The organism is Labrenzia sp. 5N, from assembly GCF_012395805.1.
GTDB classification, from domain to species: domain Bacteria; phylum Pseudomonadota; class Alphaproteobacteria; order Rhizobiales; family Stappiaceae; genus Roseibium; species Roseibium algicola.
In genome coordinates, this window is the sequence record NZ_JAAZTM010000002.1 from 323,150 (window position 1) to 348,333 (window position 25,184).

Consider the following 25,184-nt stretch of genomic DNA (forward strand, 5'->3'; position numbering starts at 1 on the left):
TGCGTCCGACGGGGCGCGGTCGAACTCAGGCGGCAAGAACCGCCGGGTGTTTCATCTTAACCTCCCTCTCCTTGAAGCCGCGCCAGCGGCTTTCTTTTTGCCGCGTTGACAGACCTGGAACCGGGGCGTATGCCTTGCGCCGGTTTGAGGGAACCGGCCGCCCGCAGGCTTCGGCCATGGTGAATTCCCTTGCGCAAGTCATCTTGCAACTTTGATCGACCTTCACGAGACAGTGCAGGCTGATGGCAACGCGGGCCCCATGACGGGTCGCCGCCAATTGGCGAACACCTTACCGCCTGCCTTTCTTGGAAAGGTAATCCCATGACGCTGCCCAGCGTTGCCAATCTCAAAGCACAGGCCAAGCGCCTGCGCGCCGCGCTAGCTGCCAAGGGGCAGGATATCTCCCACAGCCAGGCGCTCGAACTCCTGTCCGCCCAATACGGCTTCAAGGACTGGAACACCGTATCCGCGACAGCCGCCAGACCAAACCAGATGCAGTTTGCCGTCGGCAACCGTGTCTCGGGCACCTATATGAAGCAGCCTTTCGAAGGAGAGGTGCTGTCGCTGACACGGGTTGGTCCGGCAGGCCAATACCGGGTGACCATCAAGTTCGACACGCCCGTGGATGTGGTCACCTTCGACAGTTTTTCTGCTTTTCGCAGTCGGGTCGTCGTTCTGATCAACGGTGACGGTGTCGCCGTCAAGCGAACGTCCGACGGTGAACCCTATCTGCGCATGCAAAGGGCTGACTAGCGGAAAGGCGATAGTCTGCCGTGCCATCGGCCACGATGGAACGGCAGATGATCCCTGGCCTTCCCGTTGAATATCGAACCGAAGAAATGCTCTTCAGCGCATGGGCTCTAGCGCAGCCGCGCAATCACAAGGTGCCCGGGGACAGGGTCTCCGTCCTCGAGACGAACGGTGATGGGGTCCATTGCGAGAATGTCGAAGCCCGCCGCATCCAGAGATGAGCGAATATAGCCTTCCCCTTGCGCAAACCGGCTTTTCGGCCCGACCATGTAGGGACGCCCTTCAAGTGCTTCTTCAGACAGGGTCTCGGTGGAGAAAGCCAGGTAACCGCGCGGTTTCAGACGGTCAACTGCACCGGCAAGAAATGGTTCAACCGCCCCCAGATAGGGAAACACGTCGGTTGCCGCGATCATGTCCCAGCCGGGACGAGAGCCATCGTCTTCCTCGAACTCCTCAAGGAATGCGACGGCCTCGCCCACATAAAGGTCGTCATAGACTTCCCGGTCATAGGCAAGTTCAACGATCCGCTCGGAGAGATCGACGCCGGTCCGGTGGCCCGTGCAATCGGCAAGAGCCATACCTGTAAGGCCCGTGCCGCAGCCGAGGTCGAGCAATCGATCGAATGGGCCAATCTCAAGCTTCTGGACGAGATCGCGAACCAGCAGAGGCACGCAGTAACCAAGCTCATCGACCAGAATGTCGTCGAACACATCTGCGTGCTGATCGAATAGGGTCGCGACATAGGCATCCGGCATTTTCTGAGGGGCGGCTTCCGCGCCGATTGCCGCCAGACGAATGCTGACGCCGCCCGGGTCGTCCGGATCCAGCGCAAAGGCTTCGCGATAGGCCTGCGCGGCACCTGCCAGATCGCCCGATTTCTGCAGGGCGAGACCTCGATTATAGGCTTCGGCCAACGCTTCGTTCTCCGATGCGTCCTCTTCCAAGGCCTCGTCTAGCTCAAATTCAGGCGTGTCGTCGTTGCTCATGATCCATCCTTGCGGCTGAGCCCCTGCCCTACAGCCATGAGCCGACTTTTGCACGGCAATTCTGATGCCTGCGACGGTTCAGAACAGATCGAGCTGGTTCTTGTCCTCCTGCGATTTCTCCGCAGCTGACGGCTTGGCAACCTTTTTCAAGGGCACCGACATTTCCTCCGGCGATATCTCGCGCTGCACATCAGCATCGTCATTGACCACCTTGTTCACCCGGTTGGAAACCGGCGTCGCGACCAGAAAATCGTCTTCTACCGGCTGCAGCAGCTTTTCGGCTTCACGCCTGTCGACGTTGGCAACATCCAGCCACGTTCCGAAATCTTCCCGTTTCAGGATCACCGGCATCCGGTGATGGATCGCAGACATCATCCGGTTGGACTGGATCGTCAGGATTGCGCCTGTGTCGATGTCACCGCCATCGGGATCCGACCAGGTTTCCCAAAGGCCGGCAAAGCCCATGACGTCGCCCTTCGCCGGACGGATCCAGAAAGGCTGCTTGCCTTCCGGCGTGCGACGCCACTCGTAAAAGCCGGACGCCGGCACGAGGCACCTGTGATGACGCATGGCATTGCGGAACGACGGTTTTTGCGACGCTGTTTCCGCCCGGGCATTGATCAGAAGCGTAAAGCTTGCCGGGTCCTTGACCCAGGGCGGCATCAAGCCCCAACGCACAAGATGAAAACGGCGCGTGCCGTCGAGCGTCTGCCGCACGATGGCCAGCGGCTGGGTTGGCGCAATGTTGTATCGCGGCGGAAAATTGGGCTGATCGACATAGTCGAAGAAGCTGCGCACAGCGTCCGGTGGTGTCGTCAGAGCCAGGCGGCCGCACATCGTTTTTCTCCGGTTGGGACCCCTGAAGCGGGGCAAACAGGGTTCCGCCAAGTTAGGCAATTGGAAATAAAAAAGAAGTACCGTAGACCCCAAGTCAATAACAGGGGGACCGGTATGGAATGTTTGCATCCAGTTTTGGGCGCCGGGGAGCTGGCAGCCGAAAGGCTGGAACAGGCAAACATTAATCCCCAAACCGGTTTGGCGACCGATTATCTCAACCATTTCAATGAAGTCATGATGCTTCTGGAAATGCTGCCGGATATGCCGGATTGCGCCGAAGATGTTCTGGAGTGGGAGCCGCTCGACTATGAGGGCCATTTCGAGAACTCGAGTTTCAAAGACAAGAACCTGGCCATCATGGCCTATCATGCCGCCCCGAACTTCTTGCGCGAACACCTGGAAAAACAGGTTGCGGGCATAAACAGGCTCGTGGGCAAGATTCAGGACCAGCTGCGCGAGACACCGGATCCCGCAATGATTGCGACTGACATTGCCGACCGGGCCACGAACGAAATCAAGCCGCTGATAGCCGTTGCCGGCGCCGTCATCCACGGCCATGTGGAACCCGAAGCGACCCAGCACGAAGGCGAAGGCGCTCAGGCGGAAATCGACGCCCTGTTCGCATAGCGTCTTGCGGCTTATTGTGCCCGGACAGAATCAGCCGTCTTTCCGCCCGCCGAGGTTCCATGTCCAGGTTTTATCCGGAAGCACCACGCGCCAGTGTCAGTGTCCTGTGCCATCGTGATGGCCGTGCCCTGCTGGTGAAGCGCGGCAGGCCTCCTTTCAAGGATCACTGGAGTTTGCCTGGTGGAGTGATCGAGCTTGGCGAGACCCTTCAGGAAGCGGCCGCGCGTGAACTGCTGGAGGAAACTGGTGTCACTGCTAAAATCGGCGAGCCTGTCGAAACCTTCGATTCCATCCAGAGAGATGATGACGGCCGTGTCGTCACTCACTTCATCCTGACTGTCTTTTGTGGGCCTTATGTATCGGGAACCGCAGTTGCCGCCGATGATGCCGCCGCGCTCGACTGGGTCGACCTGGCAGATCTCGACGGGCTGCTGACCACACCCGGTACGCCGGACCGCATTCGGCGGCACCTGGCTATCCCTTCAGCCAAGCAACCAGACCTCTAATCTTTGGATCAACTTGCCATAATGCTTGCGGTGCAGCGCCGGGTTCAGCATGATCCGCTCATGATCAAACGCCGAATGCAAGTTTTCCTGTCCCGGACTGCTGTTGTTCTGGCCCTTGGGGCCATGAGTCCGGTGCAGGTTGTATCGGCGCAGGAAACCGCGGTCGACGCGCCCCCTTACGAACAGCAGCTCATGCGTCTGTCGGAGATATTCGGAGCGCTGCATTTCCTGCGACCGCTGTGCAAGGAAAGCGATAACCCGAGCTGGCGTGACCGCATGGAAGATTTTCTCGACGCTGAAACGCTGGACGAGAATCGCCGCCGAAGGTTCATTGAGCGATTTAACCAGGGTTATCGTGGTTTCTCAGTTGCTTACCGAGAGTGCACAGAGGCTGCCCGTCTCGCAATGGGACAGTACTTGAGCGAAGGCGAGGTCATCATCAGCGACGTCACCAGTCGCTATGGTCGGTAATTTTCGCAGAAATCTTCAAATCGTTACGAGTTGGTTAACCTTTTGAATCAAATTTGTGGGTGGCCGTTAAGTTTGCGTTCACGGTTACTTATCAGCGCGGTTCGCCGTGCTAGGATCATTACTCAAGATTCGGGGCAGGAACACGCGGGAGTTGTCCCTCTTGCGTTCGGGAAGGACCGGTAAGGAAGCGAATGATAAACGACGATTACGCCGACGCGGCAATGGAAGCCGAATTTGCTGAAGACGAAGACATCAGACGTGCTGCACTCGGCTTCATTTCCGACGCCTGGGCCGAAGCCATCGCCAATGGTGTAGATGCGGACGCCGTCGCTCACGCGGCGATGTTCACTGCACTTGCGGATCTGGTTGCTGCCTATGGTGAAGATGCCGTGGCCAAATTGGCTGAAGGCCTGCCGGATCGTATCCTGCAGGGCGACTACACCGTGAACCGCGTACTTCAGTAAAACGCACGCTCACGACACGCATTCTGAAGAGGCCGGTTGCCCGGCCTTTTTGATTCAGGTGTATTTACGCCAGGCCCGTGCTACGTGATCAGCCCAACGCCTGCCGCTTCGAGCGCCAGCTTGAGGTAGATCAGCGCGCCGAACACGACCAGCAGAAATCCGGCAATATGGTTGGCACGATCCAGCCAGAGATCGTCGATGCGCGACTTGAAGTGTGAAACGGACGCCGAGACCAGCACCCACCAGGTGGTCGCCCCTGCCGTAACCCCGGCAACCATCACCAATGCGCCGAAATGATCCCCCGTTTGGGGGCGATAGTCTCCGAGACCGCCAAATATCGCCACGAAGGCAAGCACTGCACCCGGATTGGTGATCGCCATGAAAAAGGCTGCGGTGGCATCGGCCAAAAATCCATGTTCTCTCGGATTACCGTTCCTGGTCAGATGCGGATGGGTGTTCCAGATCTTGATGCCGAAAATGATCAGCAGAGCTCCGCCGACGATCTCGATGAGGTCGAACTGGCCTTCAATGAAATTGGTGACAGCGGAGATGCCGAAAATCGCAGCAGCCGCAAAGATGGTGTCGGCAACGACAGCCCCCAGCCCCACGAAGACACCCTGTCGAAACCCGCCATGCACGGCGTGTTGAATGGCCATGATGTTTACAGGACCAACCGGGGCTGTTGTGATAATGCCAACAAAAAACCCGATCAGTGCATATTCGAAAAACGACACGGCCGGTCCTTTTCTAGACCCTTGATATTACTTTTAAAGCGAACGGACCTCTCGATAGCGGCCCCGCGGCGTCGTGACAAGACAAGAGGAAATTCCAGTCCCGATGTTTTCAGTCTCGCATGAATTGTTTAAGGAAAGGCGCGGGGCGATGCCTGCTTGTGCCAGTGTTATACGACGGGGACCGGCAGGTGCGGATAAACGAGGAACTTTCATGAGTCGGATTTATCAGGCTGCGGTTATTGCCGCCGGTCTTCTGGCGGGCACAGCGCTCGCAGCCCCGGGTTTCGCCAAGACTGTCCAGGTGGAAACAATTCCGGTTGCGCCGTCCGAGCCTGAAAATGCACCTGCAATTCCGGCGGAAGACCTGGCAGCGCCCGAAGCTGGAGAGCCGGCAGCCGCAGAAGGTTCCAAAGCACCTGCGCCGGCCAGCGCCGAGTTGCCTCAGGTGCTCTACAGCACGTCCTATCTGCCGAAGCCTGTGCAGCGCATGCAGGCCCAGCTGAAGGAAGCAGCGCTTTCGGGCAACATGGAACGGCTGCGCATGGTGTTCGAGAGCAACGAACTGCCGCCTACGGTCTCGTTCGGGCAAATCGACGACCCGATAGACTTTCTGAAGGAAATCTCCGGTGACGGCGAAGGCTTCGAGATCCTGGCCATTCTCGCCGACATCATGGATGCAGGGTTCCTGCATGTGGATGCAGGCACACCCCAGGAAATGTATCTCTGGCCGTATTTTGCCCGTTACCCCCTTCACGATCTGACACCCGATCAGAAAGTGGAGTTGTTCCGGATCGTTACCGCAGGCGACTTTGCTGAAATGCAGGATTTCGGCGCCTGGACGTTTTATCGCGTCGGCATCGGTCCTGACGGCACGCTTCATTACTTCGTGGCCGGTGACTGACAATAGCCCCCCTCAGAACGCAAACCGCCAGATAAATCGGGCGCCTGTACCGATGGGGCTATTGCAGCAAAACAAAAAATCGTGACAATCAATACGAGCGCAAGAAGTTCATTACGCGAAAAGCACGTACTTGCGCCCCGCCTTCCAACTCCCGCCATCTGCGGCGCATGCGAGTGACCAATATGATTGTAAGATTTTTCTCTGCTGCCTTTCTGATTTCGCTTCTGGCCCTGGGCGGCTGCCAATCCAGCAACCAGTCCGGCGATGGTCTGGAGAACGGTAGCGCAGCACCTCCGATCGGCGGCCTGAGTTCAGTGGACCAGGGCCCGGATGGTGACCCGGACGCTTGCACAGGCGAAATGTCCGAAGGCACTTCGATGACACCGGGCTGCTAAGCGCCCGGAACCTGATCAAAACCCGCTTTCCGGAACGCCTGCCGCAAACAGCACAAACGTTCCGGAAAGCTTCCGAGCTACTTCGCCGGTGGGCGACCTTGACTGATTTCAAAAAATCGCCGGACCTCACTGTCCGGCAGCGGCGGTCCAGCCTGCTTCTTTCAGTCCTGCCATCAGGGAACTGACAATCCGCTCGCTCGCCTGATGGGAGCGCAGGAAAGTACCTGGGTCACGGCCCAGGCCGGGAGAAACGTCCGCCATCTTTTCCAACGCAGCACGAGCTGCCGACTTGTTGCCAAGTTTCGATTGGGCAACAGCAACGAGGCACCAGCTCACCCCTGATCCATCCAGAACACCCTTCTTCGCTGCTGTCAGCATCTCGGCGTAGCGGCCGTTCAGCATGTGGTTTATGGCAATCAGGTGAAAATACCATCCAGGCGCGTTCCGCGTACGTTCGATCGCCTTTTCCAGATAAGGAATGCCTTCCTCGAACTTGCCCACCACGGCCAGTCGCCAGCCCAGTTGAGCCAGCGTGTCCGGATCGTTGGGATTGAGATCGAGCGCCTTCTTGGCGAGCCTTTCCCCTTCCTCGATATTTCCCATGTAATGATTGATCGAGGAAAGCGCCTTGAGTGCGAGAATGTTGTTGCCATCAAGGCTCAGGGCATGTGACGCGGCGTCCAGGGCGCGGTCGAAGGCAAGTTCCTTGTCTCCCTCTGCAGCCAGACCGAAGCGCGCGGAATCCAGATAGAGCCAGCCCAGCATCGCCCAGGCTTCTACATAACCCGGATCCCGCTTGACGGCGCGGTTCAGGCACTCCTGAACCTTCGCATGCAGTTGCCTGGAAAAGTTCCTGCGGTAAACGTAGCCTCGCAGCACGCACTCGAAACTGTCGTTGCTCGGTTCACTTCCGGCGGGCAGGTTGCTCGCAAGTTCCGACTTGATGACGCCGTAGGGCTGACCGGCGACCGTCGCAATTTCCGAAGCGATGCTTTTCTCGATTTCCAGCAAGGTTGTTCGGCTGCGCTTGCGATCGTAGCTGCCAGACCAGAGCACCCGCTTGCTGGGGCTGTGCACCAGCTTCGCAGCGACACGGACGATCTCGCCTTCCGAGACGACAGACCCGGAAATCAGGAAGGAGACGTTTTCCTGCTGACCGATTTCAACCGGATCAAAGGTTTCGCCAACCTTTCTGCCGGATGGTGGCCAAAAGATCCGGAAGTCCGGAAACCGGCTCAATGCAGTCATGATCTGCTCGGCAATACCCGCCGCCAGGATCTGTTGTTCCGGATCCGTCGACGTCACGCTGAATGGAAGAACCATCACGGAAGGTTGGGAGGCCTCGAGACGCTCCTGCTGTACCGGCTGAAAGCGCATCACGACTGCTGCCCCCAGCACCAGAAGCGCGAACAGGACCGCTCCCCCGGCAACCAACCAGGGCAACCTGGATGAGGTTCGCACAGATCTTGGTGACGCATTGACCTCTTCCGGCGCATGAGAACCTGCCGTCTCATCGTTGCCGGTAGTCGAGCCGTCCCGTGCAGTCACACTGGCCAGATTGTCATGAAACTTCGGCGCATACTGGCCTTTGGGAATGGAAATGCGGATCGGATTCCGCGCGCCTTCGGCAATGTAGTAACTGTCCAGATCATGCCGCAGGCGGCGGGCCTCCAGACGAACGATCGGGTCTGATTGCGGGTCAAAGTTCTCGTCACGACCGAAGACGGCCAACCCGATAGCATAGCCCTTCAGCGTGTCCGCGCGCCCGGCCAACGCCTCCTCTATCAGGAACGTCAGCATGGCGCGGCGCTTGGGCGTTGCGTGAAAATGATCGCTTTGCAGGACACGGGAAAGTTCTTCCCGAACGCGGGCCGGACAATCGAACTCCTCCACGTCACCCGTTGCAACTAATTGTTGCCTGCCTGACCGCATCTTTCCTCCTGAAAGTGCCGGACAATAAATTTAGTTGAACGATAGTCCATCGCCATGAGTTCTGTCTTCCGTAAGAAGCACTATAGCCGACAATCTTGGTGAACACACCACCTCAGACTCCTGTACGTACCTGTTCATACCTTGTAACCGGCTTGAATCCCGTACGTAATCTTGGAGGAATTTTCCTGGAGCCATCGACAACGGGGCAATGTCGTCATGCCGACAGCAGCTCTCATCATGCGTCGTTTCAACGTGGACGAACTTGCTGTCCGCCGCCTCTGCAACTCTCATCCTGCCTTCTTGTCACTGTGCGAGGACTACGCAACCGCATGTTGCGCCCTCGAACGCTGGCAGAACGATGAAGCCAAGGCTGCCGACTATCGCTCCGTGATTGAAGAACTTGAACGGGAAATTTCAAGCTTCCTGACTGGAAGTGCACCTATCGACGGGCCGTCCCCGGCCTACTCCACGAATGGTCCAAAAAGGAGCCATTAGGTATGTTGACCAGAATAGTAACCGGACTGGCGGTCGCAGGCATGGCCTGCACAGCGCTGTCAGGTGTCGCCTTCGCGCAAGACGCAAAGAAGCCCAACATCCTCTTCATTGTGTCGGACGACACCGGCTACGGCGACACTGGCCCGTATCTGGGCGGTGAAGCCCGCGGCATGCCGACGCCGAACATCGACAAGCTGGCTGACGACGGCATGATGTTCACGCATTTCTACGCCCAGCCCAGCTGCACGCCGGGACGTGCCGCCATGCAGACAGGCCGTATTCCCAACCGGTCCGGCATGACGACGGTGGCCTTCCAGGGCCAGGGTGGCGGCCTTCCCGCTGCCGAGTGGACATTGGCGTCGGTTCTGAAAACCGTTGGCTACGATACCTATTTCACCGGCAAGTGGCACCTTGGTGAAGCGGACTACGCGCTGCCAAATGCGCAGGGCTACGACGTGATGAAATACGTCGGTCTCTATCACCTCAACGCCTACACCTATGCCGATCCGACCTGGTTCCCGGACATGCCGAAGGACCTGCGCGAGATGTTTGCGAAGGTCACAAAGGGGTCGCTCTCCGGCAAGGCCGGTGAAAAGCCGACAGAAGACTTCAAGATCAACGGCCAATACGTCGATACGCCGGACAAGGGTGTGGTCGGCATTCCCTATTTCGATGGCTACGTCGAAAAGGCGGGGCTCGAGTTTCTCGAAGAAGCCGCCAAGAAACCGGACACGCCGTTCTTCATCAACGTCAACTTCATGAAGGTGCACCAGCCGAACATGCCGGCGCCGGAGTTTGAAGGAAAATCAATCTCCAAGACCAAATATGCAGACTCCGTCGTCGAGCTGGATAGCCGCATCGGCAATCTGGTCAATAAACTCGACGAGCTCGGCCTATCCGACAATACGATCGTCTTCTGGACCACGGACAATGGCGCCTGGCAGGACGTTTATCCGGACGCCGGTTATACGCCGTTCCGCGGCACCAAAGGCACCGTGCGTGAAGGCGGCAACCGCGTTCCGGCAATCGTCCGCTGGCCTGGTCACGTCAAACCGGACACGAAAAGTGCCGCTGTTGTCGGCGGTCTCGACCTGATGGCCACTTTCGCTTCTGCCGCCGGCATTACGCTGCCGACCGAGGACCGCGAAGGCCAGCCGATCATGTTCGACAGCTACGACATGACACCTGTATGGGAAGGTTCCGGAGATTCCGGCCGCAAAGCCTGGTTCTATTTCACCGAGAACGAGCTTTCCCCCGGGGCAGCGCGTGTCGGCAACTACAAGGCCGTGTTCAACCTGCGCGGCGACGATGGCGCAACCACCGGCGGCTTGGCAGTCGACAGCAACCTTGGCTGGAAGGGTCCCGACAGCTATGTTGCTACTGTTCCGCAGGTGTTCAACCTGCTGGACGATCCGCAGGAGCGCTACGACATGTTCATGAACAACTTCACCGAACGCACCTGGTACTTGCCGGTGATCAACAATGAGGTGACGGAACTCATGAAGTCCTACATCAAATATCCGCCACGCAAGCTGCAGTCGGAAACCTATACAGGCCCGATCACGCTCAGCCAGTATCAGCGGTTCAAATATGTCCAGGAGGCTCTTGCCAAGGACGGCTTCTCGATCGGCCTGCCGACCGGCAACTGATTTTCGAAGCTGAATAGTCTCCGCCCCGGCCTGGTCCGGGGCGGACATCGCTTTGAACAACACATAAGTGGAAGGGTGCAGCTATGAAGGTCAAATTCCTCTTCGGCGCAATGGTCTCCTGCCTGTTGGGAGCGAGTGTCTGGATATCGGGTGCCCTTGCACAGACCGACCCGCTGCCATCGTGGAACGATGGTGCAAACAAGCAGGCGATCGTTGAATTCGTCGAAGCCGTAACGAGCGAAGGTGGCGCGGATTTCGTGGCACCGGGAGAACGGATCGCAACCTTCGACAATGATGGCACCTTGTGGGTCGAGCACCCCATGTACACCCAGCTTGCTTTCGCGCTCGACCGGGTGAAGGCAATGGCACCGGACCACCCGGAATGGAAGACGACCCAGCCTTTTCAGGCCGTTCTCGAAAACGACATGGAAGCCCTCGGCAAGGCCGGTGAAAAGGGATTGATGGAGATCCTCGCTGTCACTCATGCCAGCATGAGCACCGCCGAGTTCGAAAAGACGGTCACCGACTGGATCGCAACTGCCAGGCATCCGAAATTCGACAAGCCCTACACCGAGCTTGTCTATCAGCCGATGCTGGAACTTCTCGCCTATCTGCGTGCCAACGACTTCAAGACCTTCATCGTTTCCGGTGGCGGCATCGAATTCATGCGCCCATGGACAGAGAGCGTTTACGGGATACCAACCGAACAGGTGGTCGGCTCATCGATTGTCACCGAATACAAGGTCGTTGACGGCGTTCCCACCTTGATGCGGACACCCAAGATTGCCTTTGTCGACGACAAGGCTGGCAAGCCTGTCGGCATCCTGACCCACATAGGCAAACGCCCGTTGGCAGCCTTCGGCAACTCCGACGGCGATTATCAGATGCTGCAGTACACGACCGCAGGCTCCGGCAAGCGCCTCGGCATGTTTGTCCATCATGATGATGCAGATAGAGAATATGCTTATGATCGTGATACCCATTTCGGGTCGCTGAACAAGGGGCTGGACGACGCCCCGAAGGAAGGTTGGCATATCATCAGCATGAAAGACGATTGGAAGCAGATCTTTCCGGAATAGATTTGCCGGAAAAGACACATGAATTGAACAGCAACTGGATTGCACCGCTTTCGGGACAAATGCCTGAATGGCCGGACCGGGGCGATGCAAGCTGCAAGGATAGATCATGAAAAGAATTTTTTGCCTCGCCCTCATGACAGGATTGGCATTTGCCGGCCCGGCGCTGGCGCACGACCCCCAAAAGATTCAAAAACGCATGGAAGAGCGCATGCGGACACTCGGACTGGATGTCGGCAATGCCTATGCCTGCACTCCGGACGACCAGAAAAAGGCGTTCCGAGACCAGGCCCGCCACCTGTTTGTGCACGTCCTTTACGACCACGGTGAAGATGCTGCCTACGACTATGCAGCCTCTGTCGGTTTTGGCGCTGCTCGCGATCTTGAGAGCATCAATTGTGAAGAGCGGCTCGCCTATTGGGAAGACGTCAAGGAAACGCTTGAACTGGAGGAAAAGGAATGAGGCTTCGCACGATCAGACTTCTTGGTGTTGGCGCTGCCCTGCTCCTCGGCAGCAGTGGCATTGCAATGTCCCATGACGTTGTCCGCGGCGGGTACCATGGCGGTTATCACGGGGGCTACCATGGAGGATATCACGGCGGATATCATGGCGGCCACAACGTGGTCGTGGAAAACAACAGCAGCCATGGCTATTACGGCCGCCCCTATTACGGCCCGACTGGCGGCTACCTGGCCGGAGCGGCCGTTGGCGCAGCAACCGGTGCACTGGTCGGATCTGCAATCGCAAGCTCGAACAGCGACAATGGTTGCCAGGTAACGGATGCTGCCGGCCAGAAACACGTCGTTCCCTGTTCAGACCTCGACTAGGCATCGGCGAGACGAAGCCGTGCGGAGAAGCAGCCGGAGCACGGCAGCTCCTCCGCATGGAGCTTGCCCAAGCATCAGGCAGTGCCGGCAGAAACAGACGTCTCGTTGTACCCAGCGGATTTGACGGAAAGGTTTGAGCGTCCAGAATGTTGTTCACCCGATTGCTCGTCGCGCTCCTTGCCGTGCTCTGGTTCCAGAGCGCCCATGCAGCCGAAAACCTTTCTGCCGCTGTCCCGGACTATGCCGGCACAGCAACCTGTACCGGTTGTCACGAGGCGGAAGCCGACGCCTGGCGCGCTTCACACCATTCCAAGGCATGGATGGAGCCCGGACCGGATACTGTCGACGCTGACTTCGACAATTCGCAGTTCACGCACAAGGGGCGCACCAGCCGCTTCTTTACCAGTGACGGTGACTATTTCATCGAGACGAGCGACGTTCCGGGTAAAACCCAAACATTCAAGGTAATCGGCGTCGACGGAATTGCACCGCTGCAACAGTATCTTGTCGAGACGGAACCGGGACGGGTTCAGTCTTTCGACGTGGTCTGGGACCAGCAGAACAAGCGCTGGTATCACCTTTACGGAGACGATGCTCCCCCGCCTGAGGACGGGCTGCACTGGACCGGACCTTACAAGAACTGGAATGCCCGCTGCGCCGAGTGCCACGCCACCGGCTTTGAAAAGAATTACGACCCCGGCACCAGAACCTATTCCAGCCGGCAGGCGGAAATCGGCGTTGGATGCGAAGCCTGCCACGGACCAGGTGCGGCCCATCTTGCCTGGGCGAAAGACCCGGAGACCTACGGTAAAAGCCCCTTCCCCGGAACCGGACCGACCGGTCTTCTGCCGGTGTTTGCGAAAGGCCAGCCGGAAGCGGAAATCCAGCAATGCGCAGGTTGTCATTCGCGCCGCGAAGCCTTTGAGGACGGCAATCCGGTGCCTGGCACACCGTTCCATGACGCGTACCGTTTATCGCCACTTCGCGAAGGCCTTTATCACGCCGATGGGCAGATCCTTGACGAGGTCTACGTCTACGGTTCGTTCCTGCAGTCAAAGATGTATGCCAAGGGCGTGAGCTGCAGCAATTGCCACGAGCCACACAGCGGAGAATTGCGCGCGGAAGGCAACGCCGTTTGCACACAATGCCACAGTCCCGCAGGCAACGAGGCGTTTCCGTCGCTGACGGGCAAGCTCTATGACGACCCTTCCCATCATTTCCATCAACCGGAGACGCCGGGCGCCGAGTGCAAATCCTGCCACATGATCGAGCGCGTCTATATGGGTATCGACGGGCGAAGAGATCATTCCTTCCGCGTTCCACGGCCGGATCTTTCGGAAAAGCTCGGCACGCCGAATGCCTGCAACGACTGCCACACCGACAAGTCCGCCGCCTGGGCCACCGGAGAACTTGAAAAGCGGTTTCCGGACAGTCGTCACCGTGGGCCGCATTTTGCAGAGATCTTTTCGGCGGCACGGCAGAACCCGGGCGTGAACGCCGCAGACCTTCTGGCGGTCGCCCATCAAGCGAGTTACCCCGGGGTCGTGCGGGCGAGCGCGCTGGACCTGCTGTTGCCTGTTGCGACACCGGAGATCGCCGAGGCCGTCACCGACCTCTTGGCAGATCCGGAGCCAATCGTCCGCGCCGGAGCGCTGGCATTACAGCAGCCAGTTCCGCCAACCCAGCGGCTTCCACGGATCATTCCTTCCTTGAGTGATCCGGTCAAAGCCGTCCGGATTGCCGCGGCCCGTCTCATGATCGGCGCCCCCATTGCCCATATGCCGAACCAAATGGCCGAGGCTGCCTCCAGAGCCACAACCGAATGGCAGCAATCACTCGCGAACAAGGCGGATTTTCCGGAGACCCAGCTGGTACTTGGTGGAACCGCGCTCGTTCTTCGCAATATCCCTGCAGCCATAGCAGCCTTTGAGGAAGTCACCCTGCTGGATCCGCAAATGATCAATGCCTGGGTGATGCAGGTACGCATCAAGATGGCGGTCGGTGACATGGCGGGAGCGCAGCTCAGTCTGCAAAAGGCCCTGGTTGCCAATCCTTCGGACCCGACATTGCAATCCTACAGGCAACAGCTTTCACAGCAATAAGACGAAAAGCATGCTATACTCCTGATTGCCATTTCCAGAAGTACATCCACAAAACCCGGAAGGAGCTTCTGGGTTTCATGGATGATCAGGCCCCTGCAAGGGCAGTCCTCTTGAGCATGGAAGGCATGAGACCATGAAACAGCTGGTTACCTTGTGCGCTCTGGCGCTTTTCTTCCAGATGACACCGGCGGGCGCTCAGGATTCCGAACTTGCCAAGAAGCTCTCCAATCCCGTGGCGTCGCTCATCAGCGTCCCGTTTCAATGGAATTACGATCACGGATTTGGCCCTGCCGACGGCAACAAGGTCACGCTCAACATACAGCCCGTGGTGCCGTTCTCGCTCAACGAGGACTGGAACCTGATCTCTCGAACGATCCTGCCCGTTGTCTGGCAGGACGACATTGCCGGAAATTCAGGCACGCAGTTCGGTCTCAGCGACACGACGCAGAGCCTCTTCTTTTCGCCAAAGGAGCCAACGTCCGGCGGGATCATCTGGGGCCTTGGTCCGGTGTTGCTGCTGCCCACAGGTATCGACGACCTGTTGAGCACCCGCAAATGGGGCGCCGGTCCGACGGGCGTTGTGCTGCGTCAATCCGGCCCATGGACCTATGGCGGGCTAGTTAACCACGTCTGGTCATACGCAGGTGACGATAATCGTAGCGACGTCAATTCGACCTTCCTGCAGCCGTTCCTGTCCTACACGTCCGACGACGCCTGGACCTTCACGCTGAACTCGGAAAGCACCTATGACTGGACGTCGGACGAATGGTCCGTGCCGATCAACGCCATGGTTGCCAAACTTGTGACCATCGACAAGCAACCCATCAGCTTTCAGGCAGGTGTTCGGTATTATGCCGCAAGTTCCGACAACGGCCCCGAGGGCTTCGGCGCGCGGGCTGCAGTGACCTTTCTTTTCCCGAAATAGGCACCCAACAGGGGCGGGGTAATATGAAAAGAGCTGCATTTCTACTGATTTTGGCCAGCCTGCTGACCGGGGGTGCTCAGGCTGCCGATCTGGCACAAGCGCCTGCTCCGGTTGAAACACCGGATGTGCGTGTCGACCGAGCGTGGAAGTTCGTCATCGCGCCTTACCTGCTTGCCCCGACCATTCAGGGAAACAGCCGTATCGGCCGATTGCCCGACACGTCGCTCGACGTTTCCCCCGGAACCATTTTCGAGAACCTACAATTCGGGGCGATGGGTCATTTCGAGGCGCTTTACGACAATCGTTTCGGCGCAACACTGGACGTGGCCTACATGGACCTTGGCAAGGGCCGGAGTTTCCCACGTGTCGGCGGCAGTATCGATGCTGGCGTCAAGCAATTGGTGACCGAAGCCTTCTTCGGCTACCGCTTCTGGCGTCAGGACCGGAACTGGGCCGAAGCCTATGCCGGGGGTCGCTGGTGGTACAATCAGCTGAAGGTCAGTGCCAACACGCCGGCCAACACCTTTACCCGAACAATCACCGAACAATGGATCGATCCGGTGATCGGCGTTCGCGGGCAGGTATTCGTGGCACCCAAATGGTCGCTGTTCGGCAGCGGTAACGTCGGTGGTTTTGGCCTGGTGTCGGACTTCACCTGGGGTCTGCAAAGCGGTGTCGGCTATCACTTCAACGATCGTGTCGCGCTGCATCTGCAATACAAGGCAACCGGCGTCGATTACGACAACGACAAGTCCGGCCGATCCGCCTTCAGCTATGACACGGTCACACACGGCCCGTTGATGGGAGTTGCCATCAGCTTCTAGGACGCAGGCAAGGACAACAAGTCAAAAGGCCGGTTCCTCATCGGGACCGGCCTTTCCTTTTCGTGCTGCGACTTCGTCGGAAGATCACGAAAGCACGTCCGTTGCCTTGTGATCCGCGTCGACACCTTCGATCAGGAACACCTCGCCCACCGCCTTGTTCAGGCGCAGCGGCAGGATCGTCCGGTAGGCCGGCGATGCATACCAGGCCTCGGCCCGTACCCGGTCAGGAAAGGCAATCACGATGAGGTCCCCCTGGAACGCGCCTTCCAGCTGATGTTTCTCGCCACCATGGATGATGAAGCGGCCGTCAAAGGGTGCCAGCGTTGCGTCGATCCCTTCCAGATAGGCCACGATGTCGGGCCCCAATTCGATTTCGCGCAGATGGCCGATGGCGTAACAGGTCATGGTCCGGCCTCTTCAAGCTAGCGGTTGCGCAATGGCGAGCTGAAGCCTTGCGGCTTTCCACTCCAGCCAGGTGAAGCAGAGCACGACGACGGCCTGCGCCAAGAGGAACGCCCAGCCCAGCACGTTGGGCGCAAACAGGCCCGTCAACGGCAGCAGCAAACTGGCCAGCACCCAAAGAAGATTGCCGGCAACTACCAGGCTTGACGCCCAGACAGGCACCTGACCGGCAAATGCGAATACTCCCATGAAAACCGCTACCGGAAACAAGGCCAGACCTGCCCAGAACAGGAGCTCGCCTGGAAGTGCCGTTAGCCCGGCAATCCATCCGGATGCGCCGACCAGCAGGACACCCATCACCGCACAGGTCAGCGCGTCAAACCTCAGAACCACCTGTAACGGAACACCTGAATTCAATTTGGTCATCATCTGTCTCCACTCGTGAAATCCACCCGCACACTGCAAGTGGCGATGACAAGAGGATTGCCAATCGATGTTCTGAAGTCGATTACTTCGCAGGTAATTGAATCTTCGAAACTGCACCGGCAGGGTAATGCTCATGAAACGAACAGCGGAAACGGCGGGTGACCTGCTGCGCCAGTGGCGACAACACCGGCGAATGAGCCAGCTTGCACTGGCCAGTGAAGCGGATATCTCTCAGCGCCACCTAAGTTTTCTGGAATCAGGACGGTCTCGTCCAAGCCGGGACATGGTGATGCATCTTGCCGAACAGCTGGATGTCCCCTTGCGTGAACGCAATGCCATTCTTGTTGCGGCAGGCCATGCCCCGCAATATCCGCAGCACGGGCTGGATGAGCCTGAACTTGCCGCGGCAACCGCTGTTGTCCGGCAGATCCTCGACGGACATCTGCCCCACCCTGCCCTTGCCGTGAACCGGCATTGGGAGCTGCAGGCCGCCAATCAGGCGATCTTTGCCCTGCTGGACGGCGTCGCGCCGCACCTGCTGGAAGCACCGGTAAATGTGCTTCGCCTCAGCCTGCACCCTGATGGTCTGGCCCAACGCATCCTCAACCTCGGTGAATGGCACGCCCATATTCTTGCACGCCTCGCACATGAGGTAGATCAGTCCGCCGACCCGAAGCTTGCCGCGCTCAGGGAGGAACTCGCCGAGATGGCTCCGGACCGGTCGCGCAAATCACGGACCGAGGTACCGTCACAGAAAGGACGCATCGCCGTTCCGCTTTATCTGCAAGGCCCCAACGGAACCTTGAGCTTCCTGAGCACCACGACGGTGTTCGGCACGGCCGTGGATGTTACCTTGTCCGAAATCGCCATCGAGGCGTTCTTTCCCGCAGACGAGGAAACGGCAAGGCAGATGAGCGCCTTGAGCGCTGGAAGCGCGGGCGGCCGTTCCTGAACCGCCCGCGCTCCGACCTCAAACGCGTGCCTTGACGATCAGGATCATCGGGCGCTCCATCTCTTCCGCCAACGATGGCATGGCTTCGATCTGCTCTTCGCCGGGGAACCATTCCAGCACATGATCAACCGTGAAACCTGCCGCGATCAGCGTGTTGAGCGTGGTGCCGATGGTACGGTGGTATTTGACGACGCCATCGGCCAGCCAACTGGTTTCCCGTGCTCCTTCGCGAAGATACTGGTTGACCGGCCAAGACTTCCGGCCGTTCAGTTCGATCCATCCAGGTTCTGCTGGTGCCATGAAGATCGGGTGTTCGATGCTGAAGACGAAACTGCCTCCTGCCTTGAGTGATCTGAAGATCTCTCCGGCCAGCCGGTTGAAGTCCTCGATATAGTGAAAGGCGAGCGAGCTGTAGACCAGGTCGAAGGCAGCCTGAGGCAGGTTCAGGGTTTCCAGGTCAGCAGTCCGGTAAACGATCGCATCGTCTTCGGTTTCGTCCCGCGCACGGGCAAGCATTTTTTCAGACAGGTCGAAACCGAGTACATGCGCAGCACCAGCGCTGCGGACCCAGCGGGCAAACCAGCCGAAACCGCAGCCGAGATCTGCAACGTGCAGCCCATTTGCTTCCGGCAACAGTGCCCGGATAGCGGGCCATTCGGGAGCCCCGTCAAGGCCGAACTGCGACCTGGGCAGCTGGCTGTAGCCTTCAAAAAAGGCCGGTTCGTCATAGATGTTTTGTGCCATTTATTTCTCCATCAGAGTGCCGATGGACGGCGCGCACCGCAACAGGCAAAGCCCCGCCCGATCCGGCGGGGGTGCAGGTGCGCGAAACGCTTGAAACTCAGCGTACACAATCAGCCTGCATCCCGCCTATTGGGATGCAAGCGAACCGGGAAACGATATGAGTATCTTCTTCGCACATGAGAGCATCATTAGGAGCGCCCTTGGTGCCTGTCAACGAGTTGCAGGTCTCTGACGCGGCTCGCCCTGGCGAGATGGAGCTACTTCCCGCAGATTGCGAAGAGGCCGGCTCTGGAGGCAATGCCAAGCTTTGCGTAGGCGCGTTTGCGGTATGTGATGACTGTCGAGGGAGCGACGTCGAGATCTGCTGCAATCGCCTCCGCCTTGCGACCGGACAGGATGCCCAGACACACCGAACGCTCCCGCTCGCTGAGCGCCGCCAAAGGCGGTGGCAGATCCGTGTCCGATGCCTTTTCGAAATGGAGCAGAGCCAGACGGCCTGCAAGGCGTGCAAGATCCGGATCACACAGGGGAGCGGCAGGATCGCTTTGATAGAGGCTGTCGAAAAGGCGCAGTCTTTCTCCGACCGCAAGCAATGTCGTCTTTGCCAGCATGCCGGGATTTTCGAAAAAGAGCTTCCGGTAGTCTGCGCTCATCCGGCCCTCGATCTCGGCGAGCCGGCTCAAGGTCACGGACTGAGGCGGTGACACCACCAGATCGGGCAACAGAGGGTCCTTGAGAAACCAACCGTCGAGATAGGTCTCGGCAAGTTTTCCGGCCATGACGGAGCGGCTGAAGTGCCACGACAGCAGGCAGCGAGCCTGCGCGTGCTCGATTGCAAAAACCATGATCTGGTCGACACCGAGCGTTTCGACAAACGAGACAAAGGTCTGGGCAAACCGATCCGTGCCCAGATCCGCGAGGCAGGCTTCAATGTGACAGGCAGTGGTGTGTCCGTCCGGAGTGCTCATGAAATGCTGATAGCATGTCCTCCCCGAAAGGGGACAGACGCGAGATGGCAAGGCTCCTAATCTTCCGCCAACAATCAGGGAGGATCCTCAAATGAGGCCAGCCGGACGTGCCGAAACGGACTCGCTCTATTTCACCTATCCGCATTTCGAAGCGCCGACGGACCGTGCACATCTGACCCGGCCTGCACGTGTTGCCATTGCCGGAGCGGGGCCGGTCGGAATGACCGCAGCGCTGGCACCTGCCCGCGAAGGAATTGCTTGCGTCCTGTTGGATGCGAAGTCCACCTTCAACGACGGCAGCCGCGCGATTTGTATCGCCCGTCAGAGCTACCACATTCTCGACCGGCTTGGCGCAGTCGAGCCCTTTCTGGAAAAATCACTCGGCTGGACCACAGGCCGCAGCTTCTATCGCGGCAGGCAGATCCTCGAATTTGAAATGCCGGACAGTCCGCGCGAGAAATACCGGCCAATGTACAACCTCGAACAGCAATATATCGAGCAGTACCTGTGGGATGCGATCCAGCGGGAGCCGCTGATCGAAACGAGATGGCAAAGCCGGGTCTGCGGTCTGGACGATCTTGAGCAGGGTGTGCGACTGGCAATCGAGGATCCGCATGGCACCTACCAGATGACCTGTGACTGGTTGCTAGCGGCGGATGGTGCTCGCAGCACCGTCCGGAACTTGCGCGGTCTGCGGCTCAAGGGCGAGAATTTTGAAGGCCGCTACGTGATTGCCGACGTCCAGATGGAGCATGATTACCCGACGATCCGACGTGCCCTGTTCGATCCGGATTGTCGCCGGGGCGGAACGATCCTTGTTCACAAGCAGCCCGACAACATCTGGCGCATCGACTATCAGCTTCGCGATGGCGAGGACGAAGCCGAAGCCATCCGCGAGGACACCGTGCGTGCCTCAGTGGCCGCGGTTCTGACGGAAATCGGTTATGACGGGGACTGGGACCTGGAATGGTGGAGCATCTATTCGGCCAACACCCTGGCGCTGGATGACTACCGCGACGGCCGGGTGTTTTTCATCGGCGACAGCGCGCACATCGTGCCGATCTTTGGAGTACGTGGCCTCAACAACGGTCTCGCCGACGCCCACAACATTGCCTGGAAACTCGCCTGGGTGCTGAACGGCAAGGCCGGTCCGGATCTCCTCGACAGCTACACGCCCGAGCGGCGTGGGGCGACCCTGGATGTGTTTCGGAACGCCTCCAAGTCCGCCCGTTTCATGACACCTCCGACGGCAGGCTGGCAATTGATGCGCGACGCTGCTCTCAATCTTTCGCTCAGCCACTCCTTTGCGGGAGAGCTCGCCAACCCGCGCCAGATGACACCCTATACTTATGCCGACAGTCCGGTTGTTACCCCGGACGACGAAAACTTCGAAGGTGGGCCAAAACCCGGCGCTGTCTTGCCGAACGCGCGCGTTGGTGACGGGTTCCTGTCCGACTTGCTCGGTGACGGGTTCTCGCTGATCGCCTTCAGTAAAGAGGTGGCGGATCGTCTCGCCGACCTGGATTTTACCCGGGTCGTGCTGCAGCCGGGTTCGGAAGCATCTGAAGTGCTCGCGGCTTCCGCCGGCAGCGCCTATCTTGTCCGGCCCGACATGCACATTGCAGCGCGCTGGCAAACCGCTTCAACAGAGGCAATCCGCCAAGCTCTCGAGCTTGCAGTCGCTGGAGGAAAAGCATGACGCCCGCCGATCTGGAAACCGTTTACGAGGCCTTGGCCGAACAGCTCGATGCCATCGGATCCGCTCAACGGGAGCTTTACCTCGCCAAGCTCGCCTTGCTGCTGGCGCATGAGATCGCCGACGCAAATCGTGCGCGCTCGCTTGTCGCCGAAGCTGCCAGCAATCTCGAAGTATGACGTAAGCGTCAACAAATAAAGCGTGTCGCGATCTTTCGAATTCAGGCGACACGCTTTTTCTCTTTTTAACGCACAGCCTTTTGCGTCATTCAGATTGACCCGCCCGACACTTTTGAGCGGCGGATTCTTTTGAAGACAGCCCTCGGTACGTCTTCCCGGACGCAGCGGAGCGGAGATCCGGGACCGGTGAGCCGGGGCCTCTCGTTTGAGCGGCCTCAAAAGATAGCTCCTTGGCTCCCCGATCCCGGCTCGCGCTGCGCTTGGCCGGGATGACGCCGGTGGGTGAAACCGGAGGCCTTGACTTCGAACCGGCCAACCTCGCTTTAAGCGAGTGCCGCGATGACGATGATCTCGACCTTGTACTCCGGGGCTGCCAGTTTGGCTTCACCGGTAGCGCGTGCCGGCGGGTTTGCCGGATCGACCCAGGCGTCCCAGACCTTGTTCATCTCGGCAAAGTCCTTCATGTCGTCCATCCAGATAGTGGTCTGGAGAATGCGGCTCTTGTTGCTGCCAGCCTGCTCCAGAAGGGCATCGATGCGCTCCAGGATCGTCTGAGTCTGGTTGGTAACGGTGTCGCCTGGATTGCCGACCTGACCGGCAAGATAAACGAGACCGCCGTGGATAACAGCCTGGCTCATGCGCGGGCCAACTTCCAGCCGTTTGATGTCGGACATGATTGAATTCCTTCTTGTCTTGAAAGAGACGCCCGCTCAGAACAAGCGGGCGGGATCGAGAGCAGCCACTACCTTCTCGGGCAGTTCGCTCGGACGCTTGAGACAAAGATCCGCAACGAGCCGGGAGAGCGCTGGGGCCGTTTGTACGCCGTAGCCGCCCTGACCGGCAAGCCAGAAAAACCCTTCCGCATCCGGTGCAAATCCAACCACAGGCGTGCGGTCCGCAACGAAGCTGCGCAGGCCTGCCCAATTGCGCTCGACTCGCGTGACGGGCATCGTCACGGCCTGCTCGAACCGGTGCAGACCTTCAGCCAGAACCATGTCATCTGCCCAGGCATCGTGCGGCTCCACCGGGTCTTCATCGGCAGGCGAAACCATGAACTTGCCGGCATCCGGCTTGGCATACCATTGCTCCGACGCGCTGGCGACGAGCGGCCATTTCGTGACATCGATACCATCTGGCGGCGGCACGATGGCCGCCGAACGGCGCATGGGCACCAGGCCGACCTTGCGAACGCCTGCGAGACCCGCGATCTGATCCGCCCAGGCCCCGGCTGCATTGATGAGGACCGGCGCTTCGAAGGCCCCCTTGGGCGTCTCGACACGCCACTGCCCGCCGCTTCTGAGAATGCGCTGCGCGGGCGCTTCCGTGACGAACCGCGCCCCGACCTTTCGTGCAAGCCGGGCAAAGCCCTGCAACAATCTGTCGACGTCGATATCCTGTGCGTCCCGCTCGATGGCAGCAGCGGCAATCGTTTCCTTGCGAAGCAGTGGAAACAGGGCGACAGCTTCTTCCGCCGTCAGGACTTCTATACCGTCGGCACCGTCCAGATAGGCCTTGAACGCGTCCAGTTCGTCCTCGGTCGCAATCAGCATTTCACCACGGGGTGACAGCAGGCTTTCCTCCGATATCCCTTCCGGGTTCTTCAGAACCGGCTCCGAAGCTGCATTCAAGGCCCGCAACGTGGCATTGCCGTAGTTGCGGATGAAGATGGCGGCGGAGCGACCGGTCGCGTGCCGGCCAAGCGCATCTTCCATTTCCAGCAAGGTGACCTTTGCGTCCGGCGCAAGCCGTGCCGCAGCCCCGGTGCCGGCAATGCCGCCGCCGATGATCAGAAAATCCGATGTCTCGATCATGCGTCCTGGAACCCTTTCAGGAAACTGGTGAGGTTCTGGCCGAGTTCTTCCGACAGGTAACCGCCTTCCTGCACGAACAGCACCGGCAGGCCGAGCTTCGCGATGGCAGCACCAATCCGTCCGAACCCGGGTGTGGTGATGGCGAGTCCCTTGAGAGGATCTTTTTCATACGCATCGAGCCCCAGGGCAACTACCAGAATATCGGTGCCGAAGGCCCGAATGTGGTCGAAGGCCGTTTCCAGGGTTTTCAGGTACTCGTCATCCCCGGTGCCGCGTGCCAGGGGCAGGTTGAGATTACAGCCCCGTCCCGCGCCCTCGCCGCGCTCATGGCCGTGGCCCCAGAAGAACGGATAGAACCGCACCGGATCGGCATGCAGCGAAACGGTGAGAACGTCACCGCGCTCATAGAAGATGCCTTGCGTGCCATTGCCGTGGTGGACGTCGATGTCGAGGATTGCCGGACGCTTGCCTGCCTTCAGAAGCCTTTCGGCCGCAATGCCGGAGTTGTTGAGAAAACAGAAGCCGCCCGCCAGATCCGCGAATGCATGGTGACCGGGAGGGCGCGACAGCACATAGGCGGCCTGTTCCCCGGCCGCCACCATGTCCGCACCGTGGATCGCACTTTGGGCAGACCAGTAGGCCGCTTCCCAGGTGCCGGCTGCGATGGGACAACTGGTATCGGCCTGATGGAACCCGGCCTGACCGACTGCGGAGCGCGGATAACTTGCCGTGCGCCGGTCCGGATGAATGTTCGGAATGACCTCGTCGGATGCTCCCTCGATCCGGCTCCAGCGTTCATGGATGGTCTGAAGAAAAACGAGGTATTCCGCAGAGTGGAGGGCCGCAATCGGGCCGAGTCCATGGTCGTCCGGCACCTCGAAACGGCAGCCCGCTTCCTTTGCACCTTCGGTCAGGACCTCGATGCGCTTCGGCTGTTCCGGATTGGCCAGCCTGGTGCCGTTCGCCATGAAATGCTTGGGATCGTGAACCCATTGGCGGTCGTCAAAAATGGCTTTCATGAGCGGTCCCTCAATTTGTCGAGTGCCGGTGCGCGCAGATCGAACACGGTTTCGCCTTCCCGAGGCGCAAAACCGAGCCGTTCATAGAAACGGCGTGCATCCGGATTGTCGTGATAAACGGCGAGCTTCAGAAAGACCGGCGTCCAGCTATCAGGCGCAAGATCCAGACTGGCGGCAAGCAGGCGCTGGCCCAGCCCTTCTCCGCGCGCTTTTCCATCGACCCAAAGATCGGAAACATAGAGACCGGTGCCGCCACGCGTCGTCGAAAAGACAGGCGAGGCCTGCAATACGCCGAGCGTGCGGTCGTCAGACGGCCGGATCGCTAGCAGCGCGAAGAAGGCGGGGGTTTCCGAGAAACCGTGGCGGATCACATCATCAAGACTGGCGACGTGAGTGTCGCCCATATCGGCAGAAAGCTGGAACAGCGCTGCGTGAAGCCTTTCGGCATCACCCCGCTCCGCCCGCCTGATCGTTATGTTGCTCAT

General features: G+C 59.1%; 30 protein-coding genes. 18 read left to right on the top strand and 12 right to left on the bottom strand.

The genetic code is table 11. The features are described from left to right. The first annotated feature begins 321 nt into the window (after nucleotides 1-321). The gene (locus HEP89_RS02255; protein WP_023001881.1) at nucleotides 322-753 is read left to right on the top strand and encodes a glyoxalase superfamily protein; all 432 of its coding nucleotides are present in this window, start codon (nucleotides 322-324) and stop codon (nucleotides 751-753) included. 107 nt (nucleotides 754-860) lie between these two features. Here HEP89_RS02255 and HEP89_RS02260 read toward each other — a convergent pair whose 3' ends face one another. Further along, nucleotides 861-1,736: a methyltransferase gene (locus HEP89_RS02260; RefSeq protein WP_077290663.1), complete on the bottom strand. Its 876-nt coding sequence runs from the start codon at nucleotides 1,734-1,736 to the stop codon at nucleotides 861-863. Nucleotides 1,737-1,814: 78 nt separating this feature from the next. Then, a complete protein-coding gene (locus HEP89_RS02265) occupies nucleotides 1,815-2,573 on the bottom strand; it encodes an SOS response-associated peptidase (protein WP_077290664.1) in 759 nt (252 codons plus the stop codon). Nucleotides 2,574-2,687: 114 nt separating this feature from the next. On the opposite strand from HEP89_RS02265, the gene HEP89_RS02270 reads away from it, so the two are divergent. The 4 genes from HEP89_RS02270 to HEP89_RS02285 all read left to right on the top strand — a co-directional run bounded on the left by HEP89_RS02270 (nucleotide 2,688) and on the right by HEP89_RS02285 (nucleotide 4,641). Further along, nucleotides 2,688-3,200 (top strand): hypothetical protein, encoded by a 513-nt coding sequence (locus HEP89_RS02270; RefSeq protein WP_031269690.1) that lies wholly within the window; start codon nucleotides 2,688-2,690, stop codon nucleotides 3,198-3,200. 59 nt (nucleotides 3,201-3,259) lie between these two features. Beyond that, nucleotides 3,260-3,706, top strand: a complete 447-nt coding sequence (locus tag HEP89_RS02275) for an NUDIX domain-containing protein (protein ID WP_168691254.1) — start codon at nucleotides 3,260-3,262, stop codon at nucleotides 3,704-3,706. Between the two features lie 21 nt (nucleotides 3,707-3,727). Next, on the top strand, nucleotides 3,728-4,177 hold the full coding sequence (locus HEP89_RS02280) for a TIGR02301 family protein (RefSeq protein ID WP_055657997.1): 450 nt from the start codon (nucleotides 3,728-3,730) through the stop codon (nucleotides 4,175-4,177). Between the two features lie 191 nt (nucleotides 4,178-4,368). Next, complete coding sequence (locus HEP89_RS02285; protein ID WP_006933467.1) at nucleotides 4,369-4,641, top strand: hypothetical protein; 273 nt, start codon at nucleotides 4,369-4,371, stop codon at nucleotides 4,639-4,641. Between the two features lie 80 nt (nucleotides 4,642-4,721). On the opposite strand, the gene HEP89_RS02290 is transcribed toward HEP89_RS02285, so the two are convergent. Next, the gene (locus HEP89_RS02290) at nucleotides 4,722-5,375 is read right to left on the bottom strand and encodes a LysE family transporter (RefSeq protein ID WP_023001887.1); all 654 of its coding nucleotides are present in this window, start codon (nucleotides 5,373-5,375) and stop codon (nucleotides 4,722-4,724) included. Nucleotides 5,376-5,586: 211 nt separating this feature from the next. Between HEP89_RS02290 and HEP89_RS02295 the strand changes: the two genes are divergently transcribed. Both HEP89_RS02295 and HEP89_RS02300 read left to right on the top strand, forming a co-directional pair. Beyond that, nucleotides 5,587-6,276 carry a hypothetical protein gene (locus HEP89_RS02295; protein ID WP_152504523.1) on the top strand — a complete coding sequence of 230 codons (690 nt, stop codon included), beginning with the start codon at nucleotides 5,587-5,589 and terminating at the stop codon, nucleotides 6,274-6,276. A gap of 182 nt (nucleotides 6,277-6,458) precedes the next feature. After that, a complete protein-coding gene (locus HEP89_RS02300; protein WP_168691255.1) occupies nucleotides 6,459-6,671 on the top strand; it encodes a hypothetical protein in 213 nt (70 codons plus the stop codon). A 126-nt stretch (nucleotides 6,672-6,797) separates the two neighbouring features. Here the strand turns inward: HEP89_RS02300 and HEP89_RS02305 are convergent, their stop codons facing one another. Next, nucleotides 6,798-8,603, bottom strand: coding sequence for a hypothetical protein (locus tag HEP89_RS02305; protein ID WP_168691256.1), 1,806 nt, complete (start codon nucleotides 8,601-8,603; stop codon nucleotides 6,798-6,800). Nucleotides 8,604-8,819: 216 nt separating this feature from the next. On the opposite strand from HEP89_RS02305, the gene HEP89_RS02310 reads away from it, so the two are divergent. The 8 genes from HEP89_RS02310 (at nucleotide 8,820) to HEP89_RS02345 (ending at nucleotide 16,502) form a co-directional block, all read left to right on the top strand. Further along, nucleotides 8,820-9,098 (top strand): hypothetical protein, encoded by a 279-nt coding sequence (locus HEP89_RS02310; RefSeq protein ID WP_168691257.1) that lies wholly within the window; start codon nucleotides 8,820-8,822, stop codon nucleotides 9,096-9,098. 41 nt (nucleotides 9,099-9,139) lie between these two features. Further along, nucleotides 9,140-10,747: an arylsulfatase gene (locus HEP89_RS02315; RefSeq protein WP_197923126.1), complete on the top strand. Its 1,608-nt coding sequence runs from the start codon at nucleotides 9,140-9,142 to the stop codon at nucleotides 10,745-10,747. Nucleotides 10,748-10,857: 110 nt separating this feature from the next. Further along, nucleotides 10,858-11,826 (top strand): HAD family hydrolase, encoded by a 969-nt coding sequence (locus HEP89_RS02320; RefSeq protein WP_168691284.1) that lies wholly within the window; start codon nucleotides 10,858-10,860, stop codon nucleotides 11,824-11,826. Nucleotides 11,827-11,932: 106 nt separating this feature from the next. Then, entirely contained in the window at nucleotides 11,933-12,286 is a 354-nt protein-coding gene (locus HEP89_RS02325; protein WP_145903679.1) for a hypothetical protein, read from the top strand. Beyond that, nucleotides 12,283-12,651, top strand: a complete 369-nt coding sequence (locus tag HEP89_RS02330) for a hypothetical protein (RefSeq protein ID WP_023001895.1) — start codon at nucleotides 12,283-12,285, stop codon at nucleotides 12,649-12,651. Before HEP89_RS02325 ends, HEP89_RS02330 begins: the two co-directional genes overlap by 4 nt. A 146-nt stretch (nucleotides 12,652-12,797) precedes the next feature. Further along, complete coding sequence (locus HEP89_RS02335) at nucleotides 12,798-14,753, top strand: multiheme c-type cytochrome (RefSeq protein ID WP_168691259.1); 1,956 nt, start codon at nucleotides 12,798-12,800, stop codon at nucleotides 14,751-14,753. 133 nt (nucleotides 14,754-14,886) lie between these two features. Further along, entirely contained in the window at nucleotides 14,887-15,678 is a 792-nt protein-coding gene (locus tag HEP89_RS02340; RefSeq protein ID WP_168691260.1) for a transporter, read from the top strand. Nucleotides 15,679-15,701: 23 nt separating this feature from the next. Further along, entirely contained in the window at nucleotides 15,702-16,502 is an 801-nt protein-coding gene (locus HEP89_RS02345; RefSeq protein ID WP_062490146.1) for a hypothetical protein, read from the top strand. An 84-nt stretch (nucleotides 16,503-16,586) separates the two neighbouring features. Here HEP89_RS02345 and HEP89_RS02350 read toward each other — a convergent pair whose 3' ends face one another. Continuing rightward, nucleotides 16,587-16,907 (bottom strand): DUF1330 domain-containing protein, encoded by a 321-nt coding sequence (locus tag HEP89_RS02350; RefSeq protein ID WP_168691261.1) that lies wholly within the window; start codon nucleotides 16,905-16,907, stop codon nucleotides 16,587-16,589. Between the two features lie 12 nt (nucleotides 16,908-16,919). Further along, nucleotides 16,920-17,330, bottom strand: coding sequence for a hypothetical protein (locus tag HEP89_RS02355; RefSeq protein ID WP_209014392.1), 411 nt, complete (start codon nucleotides 17,328-17,330; stop codon nucleotides 16,920-16,922). Between the two features lie 133 nt (nucleotides 17,331-17,463). Here HEP89_RS02355 and HEP89_RS02360 point away from each other — a divergent pair, with 133 nt between their 5' ends. Next, nucleotides 17,464-18,282 carry a helix-turn-helix transcriptional regulator gene (locus tag HEP89_RS02360; protein WP_168691263.1) on the top strand — a complete coding sequence of 273 codons (819 nt, stop codon included), beginning with the start codon at nucleotides 17,464-17,466 and terminating at the stop codon, nucleotides 18,280-18,282. A gap of 18 nt (nucleotides 18,283-18,300) precedes the next feature. Here the strand turns inward: HEP89_RS02360 and HEP89_RS02365 are convergent, their stop codons facing one another. Then, nucleotides 18,301-19,026, bottom strand: a complete 726-nt coding sequence (locus HEP89_RS02365; protein ID WP_168691264.1) for a class I SAM-dependent methyltransferase — start codon at nucleotides 19,024-19,026, stop codon at nucleotides 18,301-18,303. Between the two features lie 257 nt (nucleotides 19,027-19,283). Further along, a complete protein-coding gene (locus tag HEP89_RS02370) occupies nucleotides 19,284-19,994 on the bottom strand; it encodes a LuxR family transcriptional regulator (RefSeq protein ID WP_168691265.1) in 711 nt (236 codons plus the stop codon). A 91-nt stretch (nucleotides 19,995-20,085) separates the two neighbouring features. Between HEP89_RS02370 and HEP89_RS02375 the strand changes: the two genes are divergently transcribed. Then, nucleotides 20,086-21,693 (top strand): FAD-dependent monooxygenase, encoded by a 1,608-nt coding sequence (locus tag HEP89_RS02375; RefSeq protein ID WP_168691266.1) that lies wholly within the window; start codon nucleotides 20,086-20,088, stop codon nucleotides 21,691-21,693. After that, entirely contained in the window at nucleotides 21,690-21,869 is a 180-nt protein-coding gene (locus HEP89_RS02380) for a hypothetical protein (protein ID WP_023001905.1), read from the top strand. The genes HEP89_RS02375 and HEP89_RS02380 overlap by 4 nt, the downstream gene beginning before the upstream one ends. A gap of 323 nt (nucleotides 21,870-22,192) precedes the next feature. Here the strand turns inward: HEP89_RS02380 and HEP89_RS02385 are convergent, their stop codons facing one another. The 4 genes from HEP89_RS02385 to HEP89_RS02400 are packed head-to-tail and all read right to left on the bottom strand — an operon-like array spanning nucleotide 22,193 to nucleotide 25,184. After that, a complete protein-coding gene (locus HEP89_RS02385) occupies nucleotides 22,193-22,543 on the bottom strand; it encodes a RidA family protein (protein WP_023001906.1) in 351 nt (116 codons plus the stop codon). Between the two features lie 36 nt (nucleotides 22,544-22,579). After that, on the bottom strand, nucleotides 22,580-23,680 hold the full coding sequence (locus tag HEP89_RS02390; RefSeq protein WP_168691267.1) for an FAD-binding oxidoreductase: 1,101 nt from the start codon (nucleotides 23,678-23,680) through the stop codon (nucleotides 22,580-22,582). Continuing rightward, a complete protein-coding gene (locus tag HEP89_RS02395) occupies nucleotides 23,677-24,699 on the bottom strand; it encodes a histone deacetylase family protein (RefSeq protein ID WP_168691268.1) in 1,023 nt (340 codons plus the stop codon). The genes HEP89_RS02390 and HEP89_RS02395 overlap by 4 nt, the downstream gene beginning before the upstream one ends. Then, nucleotides 24,696-25,184, bottom strand: coding sequence for an N-acetyltransferase (locus HEP89_RS02400; RefSeq protein WP_168691269.1), 489 nt, complete (start codon nucleotides 25,182-25,184; stop codon nucleotides 24,696-24,698). The genes HEP89_RS02395 and HEP89_RS02400 overlap by 4 nt, the downstream gene beginning before the upstream one ends.

Coding starts and splice junctions, on each gene's coding strand:
- HEP89_RS02255 (WP_023001881.1), top strand. CDS start 322: ATGACGCTGCCCAGCGTTGCCAATCTCAAAGCACAGGCCAAGCGCCTG.
- HEP89_RS02260 (WP_077290663.1), bottom strand. CDS start 1,736: ATGAGCAACGACGACACGCCTGAATTTGAGCTAGACGAGGCCTTGGAA.
- HEP89_RS02265 (WP_077290664.1), bottom strand. CDS start 2,573: ATGTGCGGCCGCCTGGCTCTGACGACACCACCGGACGCTGTGCGCAGC.
- HEP89_RS02270 (WP_031269690.1), top strand. CDS start 2,688: ATGGAATGTTTGCATCCAGTTTTGGGCGCCGGGGAGCTGGCAGCCGAA.
- HEP89_RS02275 (WP_168691254.1), top strand. CDS start 3,260: ATGTCCAGGTTTTATCCGGAAGCACCACGCGCCAGTGTCAGTGTCCTG.
- HEP89_RS02280 (WP_055657997.1), top strand. CDS start 3,728: ATGCTTGCGGTGCAGCGCCGGGTTCAGCATGATCCGCTCATGATCAAA.
- HEP89_RS02285 (WP_006933467.1), top strand. CDS start 4,369: ATGATAAACGACGATTACGCCGACGCGGCAATGGAAGCCGAATTTGCT.
- HEP89_RS02295 (WP_152504523.1), top strand. CDS start 5,587: ATGAGTCGGATTTATCAGGCTGCGGTTATTGCCGCCGGTCTTCTGGCG.
- HEP89_RS02300 (WP_168691255.1), top strand. CDS start 6,459: ATGATTGTAAGATTTTTCTCTGCTGCCTTTCTGATTTCGCTTCTGGCC.
- HEP89_RS02305 (WP_168691256.1), bottom strand. CDS start 8,603: ATGCGGTCAGGCAGGCAACAATTAGTTGCAACGGGTGACGTGGAGGAG.
- HEP89_RS02310 (WP_168691257.1), top strand. CDS start 8,820: ATGCCGACAGCAGCTCTCATCATGCGTCGTTTCAACGTGGACGAACTT.
- HEP89_RS02315 (WP_197923126.1), top strand. CDS start 9,140: ATGGCCTGCACAGCGCTGTCAGGTGTCGCCTTCGCGCAAGACGCAAAG.
- HEP89_RS02320 (WP_168691284.1), top strand. CDS start 10,858: ATGGTCTCCTGCCTGTTGGGAGCGAGTGTCTGGATATCGGGTGCCCTT.
- HEP89_RS02325 (WP_145903679.1), top strand. CDS start 11,933: ATGAAAAGAATTTTTTGCCTCGCCCTCATGACAGGATTGGCATTTGCC.
- HEP89_RS02330 (WP_023001895.1), top strand. CDS start 12,283: ATGAGGCTTCGCACGATCAGACTTCTTGGTGTTGGCGCTGCCCTGCTC.
- HEP89_RS02335 (WP_168691259.1), top strand. CDS start 12,798: ATGTTGTTCACCCGATTGCTCGTCGCGCTCCTTGCCGTGCTCTGGTTC.
- HEP89_RS02340 (WP_168691260.1), top strand. CDS start 14,887: ATGAAACAGCTGGTTACCTTGTGCGCTCTGGCGCTTTTCTTCCAGATG.
- HEP89_RS02345 (WP_062490146.1), top strand. CDS start 15,702: ATGAAAAGAGCTGCATTTCTACTGATTTTGGCCAGCCTGCTGACCGGG.
- HEP89_RS02350 (WP_168691261.1), bottom strand. CDS start 16,907: ATGACCTGTTACGCCATCGGCCATCTGCGCGAAATCGAATTGGGGCCC.
- HEP89_RS02355 (WP_209014392.1), bottom strand. CDS start 17,330: ATGACCAAATTGAATTCAGGTGTTCCGTTACAGGTGGTTCTGAGGTTT.
- HEP89_RS02360 (WP_168691263.1), top strand. CDS start 17,464: ATGAAACGAACAGCGGAAACGGCGGGTGACCTGCTGCGCCAGTGGCGA.
- HEP89_RS02365 (WP_168691264.1), bottom strand. CDS start 19,026: ATGGCACAAAACATCTATGACGAACCGGCCTTTTTTGAAGGCTACAGC.
- HEP89_RS02370 (WP_168691265.1), bottom strand. CDS start 19,994: ATGAGCACTCCGGACGGACACACCACTGCCTGTCACATTGAAGCCTGC.
- HEP89_RS02375 (WP_168691266.1), top strand. CDS start 20,086: ATGAGGCCAGCCGGACGTGCCGAAACGGACTCGCTCTATTTCACCTAT.
- HEP89_RS02380 (WP_023001905.1), top strand. CDS start 21,690: ATGACGCCCGCCGATCTGGAAACCGTTTACGAGGCCTTGGCCGAACAG.
- HEP89_RS02385 (WP_023001906.1), bottom strand. CDS start 22,543: ATGTCCGACATCAAACGGCTGGAAGTTGGCCCGCGCATGAGCCAGGCT.
- HEP89_RS02390 (WP_168691267.1), bottom strand. CDS start 23,680: ATGATCGAGACATCGGATTTTCTGATCATCGGCGGCGGCATTGCCGGC.
- HEP89_RS02395 (WP_168691268.1), bottom strand. CDS start 24,699: ATGAAAGCCATTTTTGACGACCGCCAATGGGTTCACGATCCCAAGCAT.
- HEP89_RS02400 (WP_168691269.1), bottom strand. CDS start 25,184: ATGAGCAACATAACGATCAGGCGGGCGGAGCGGGGTGATGCCGAAAGG.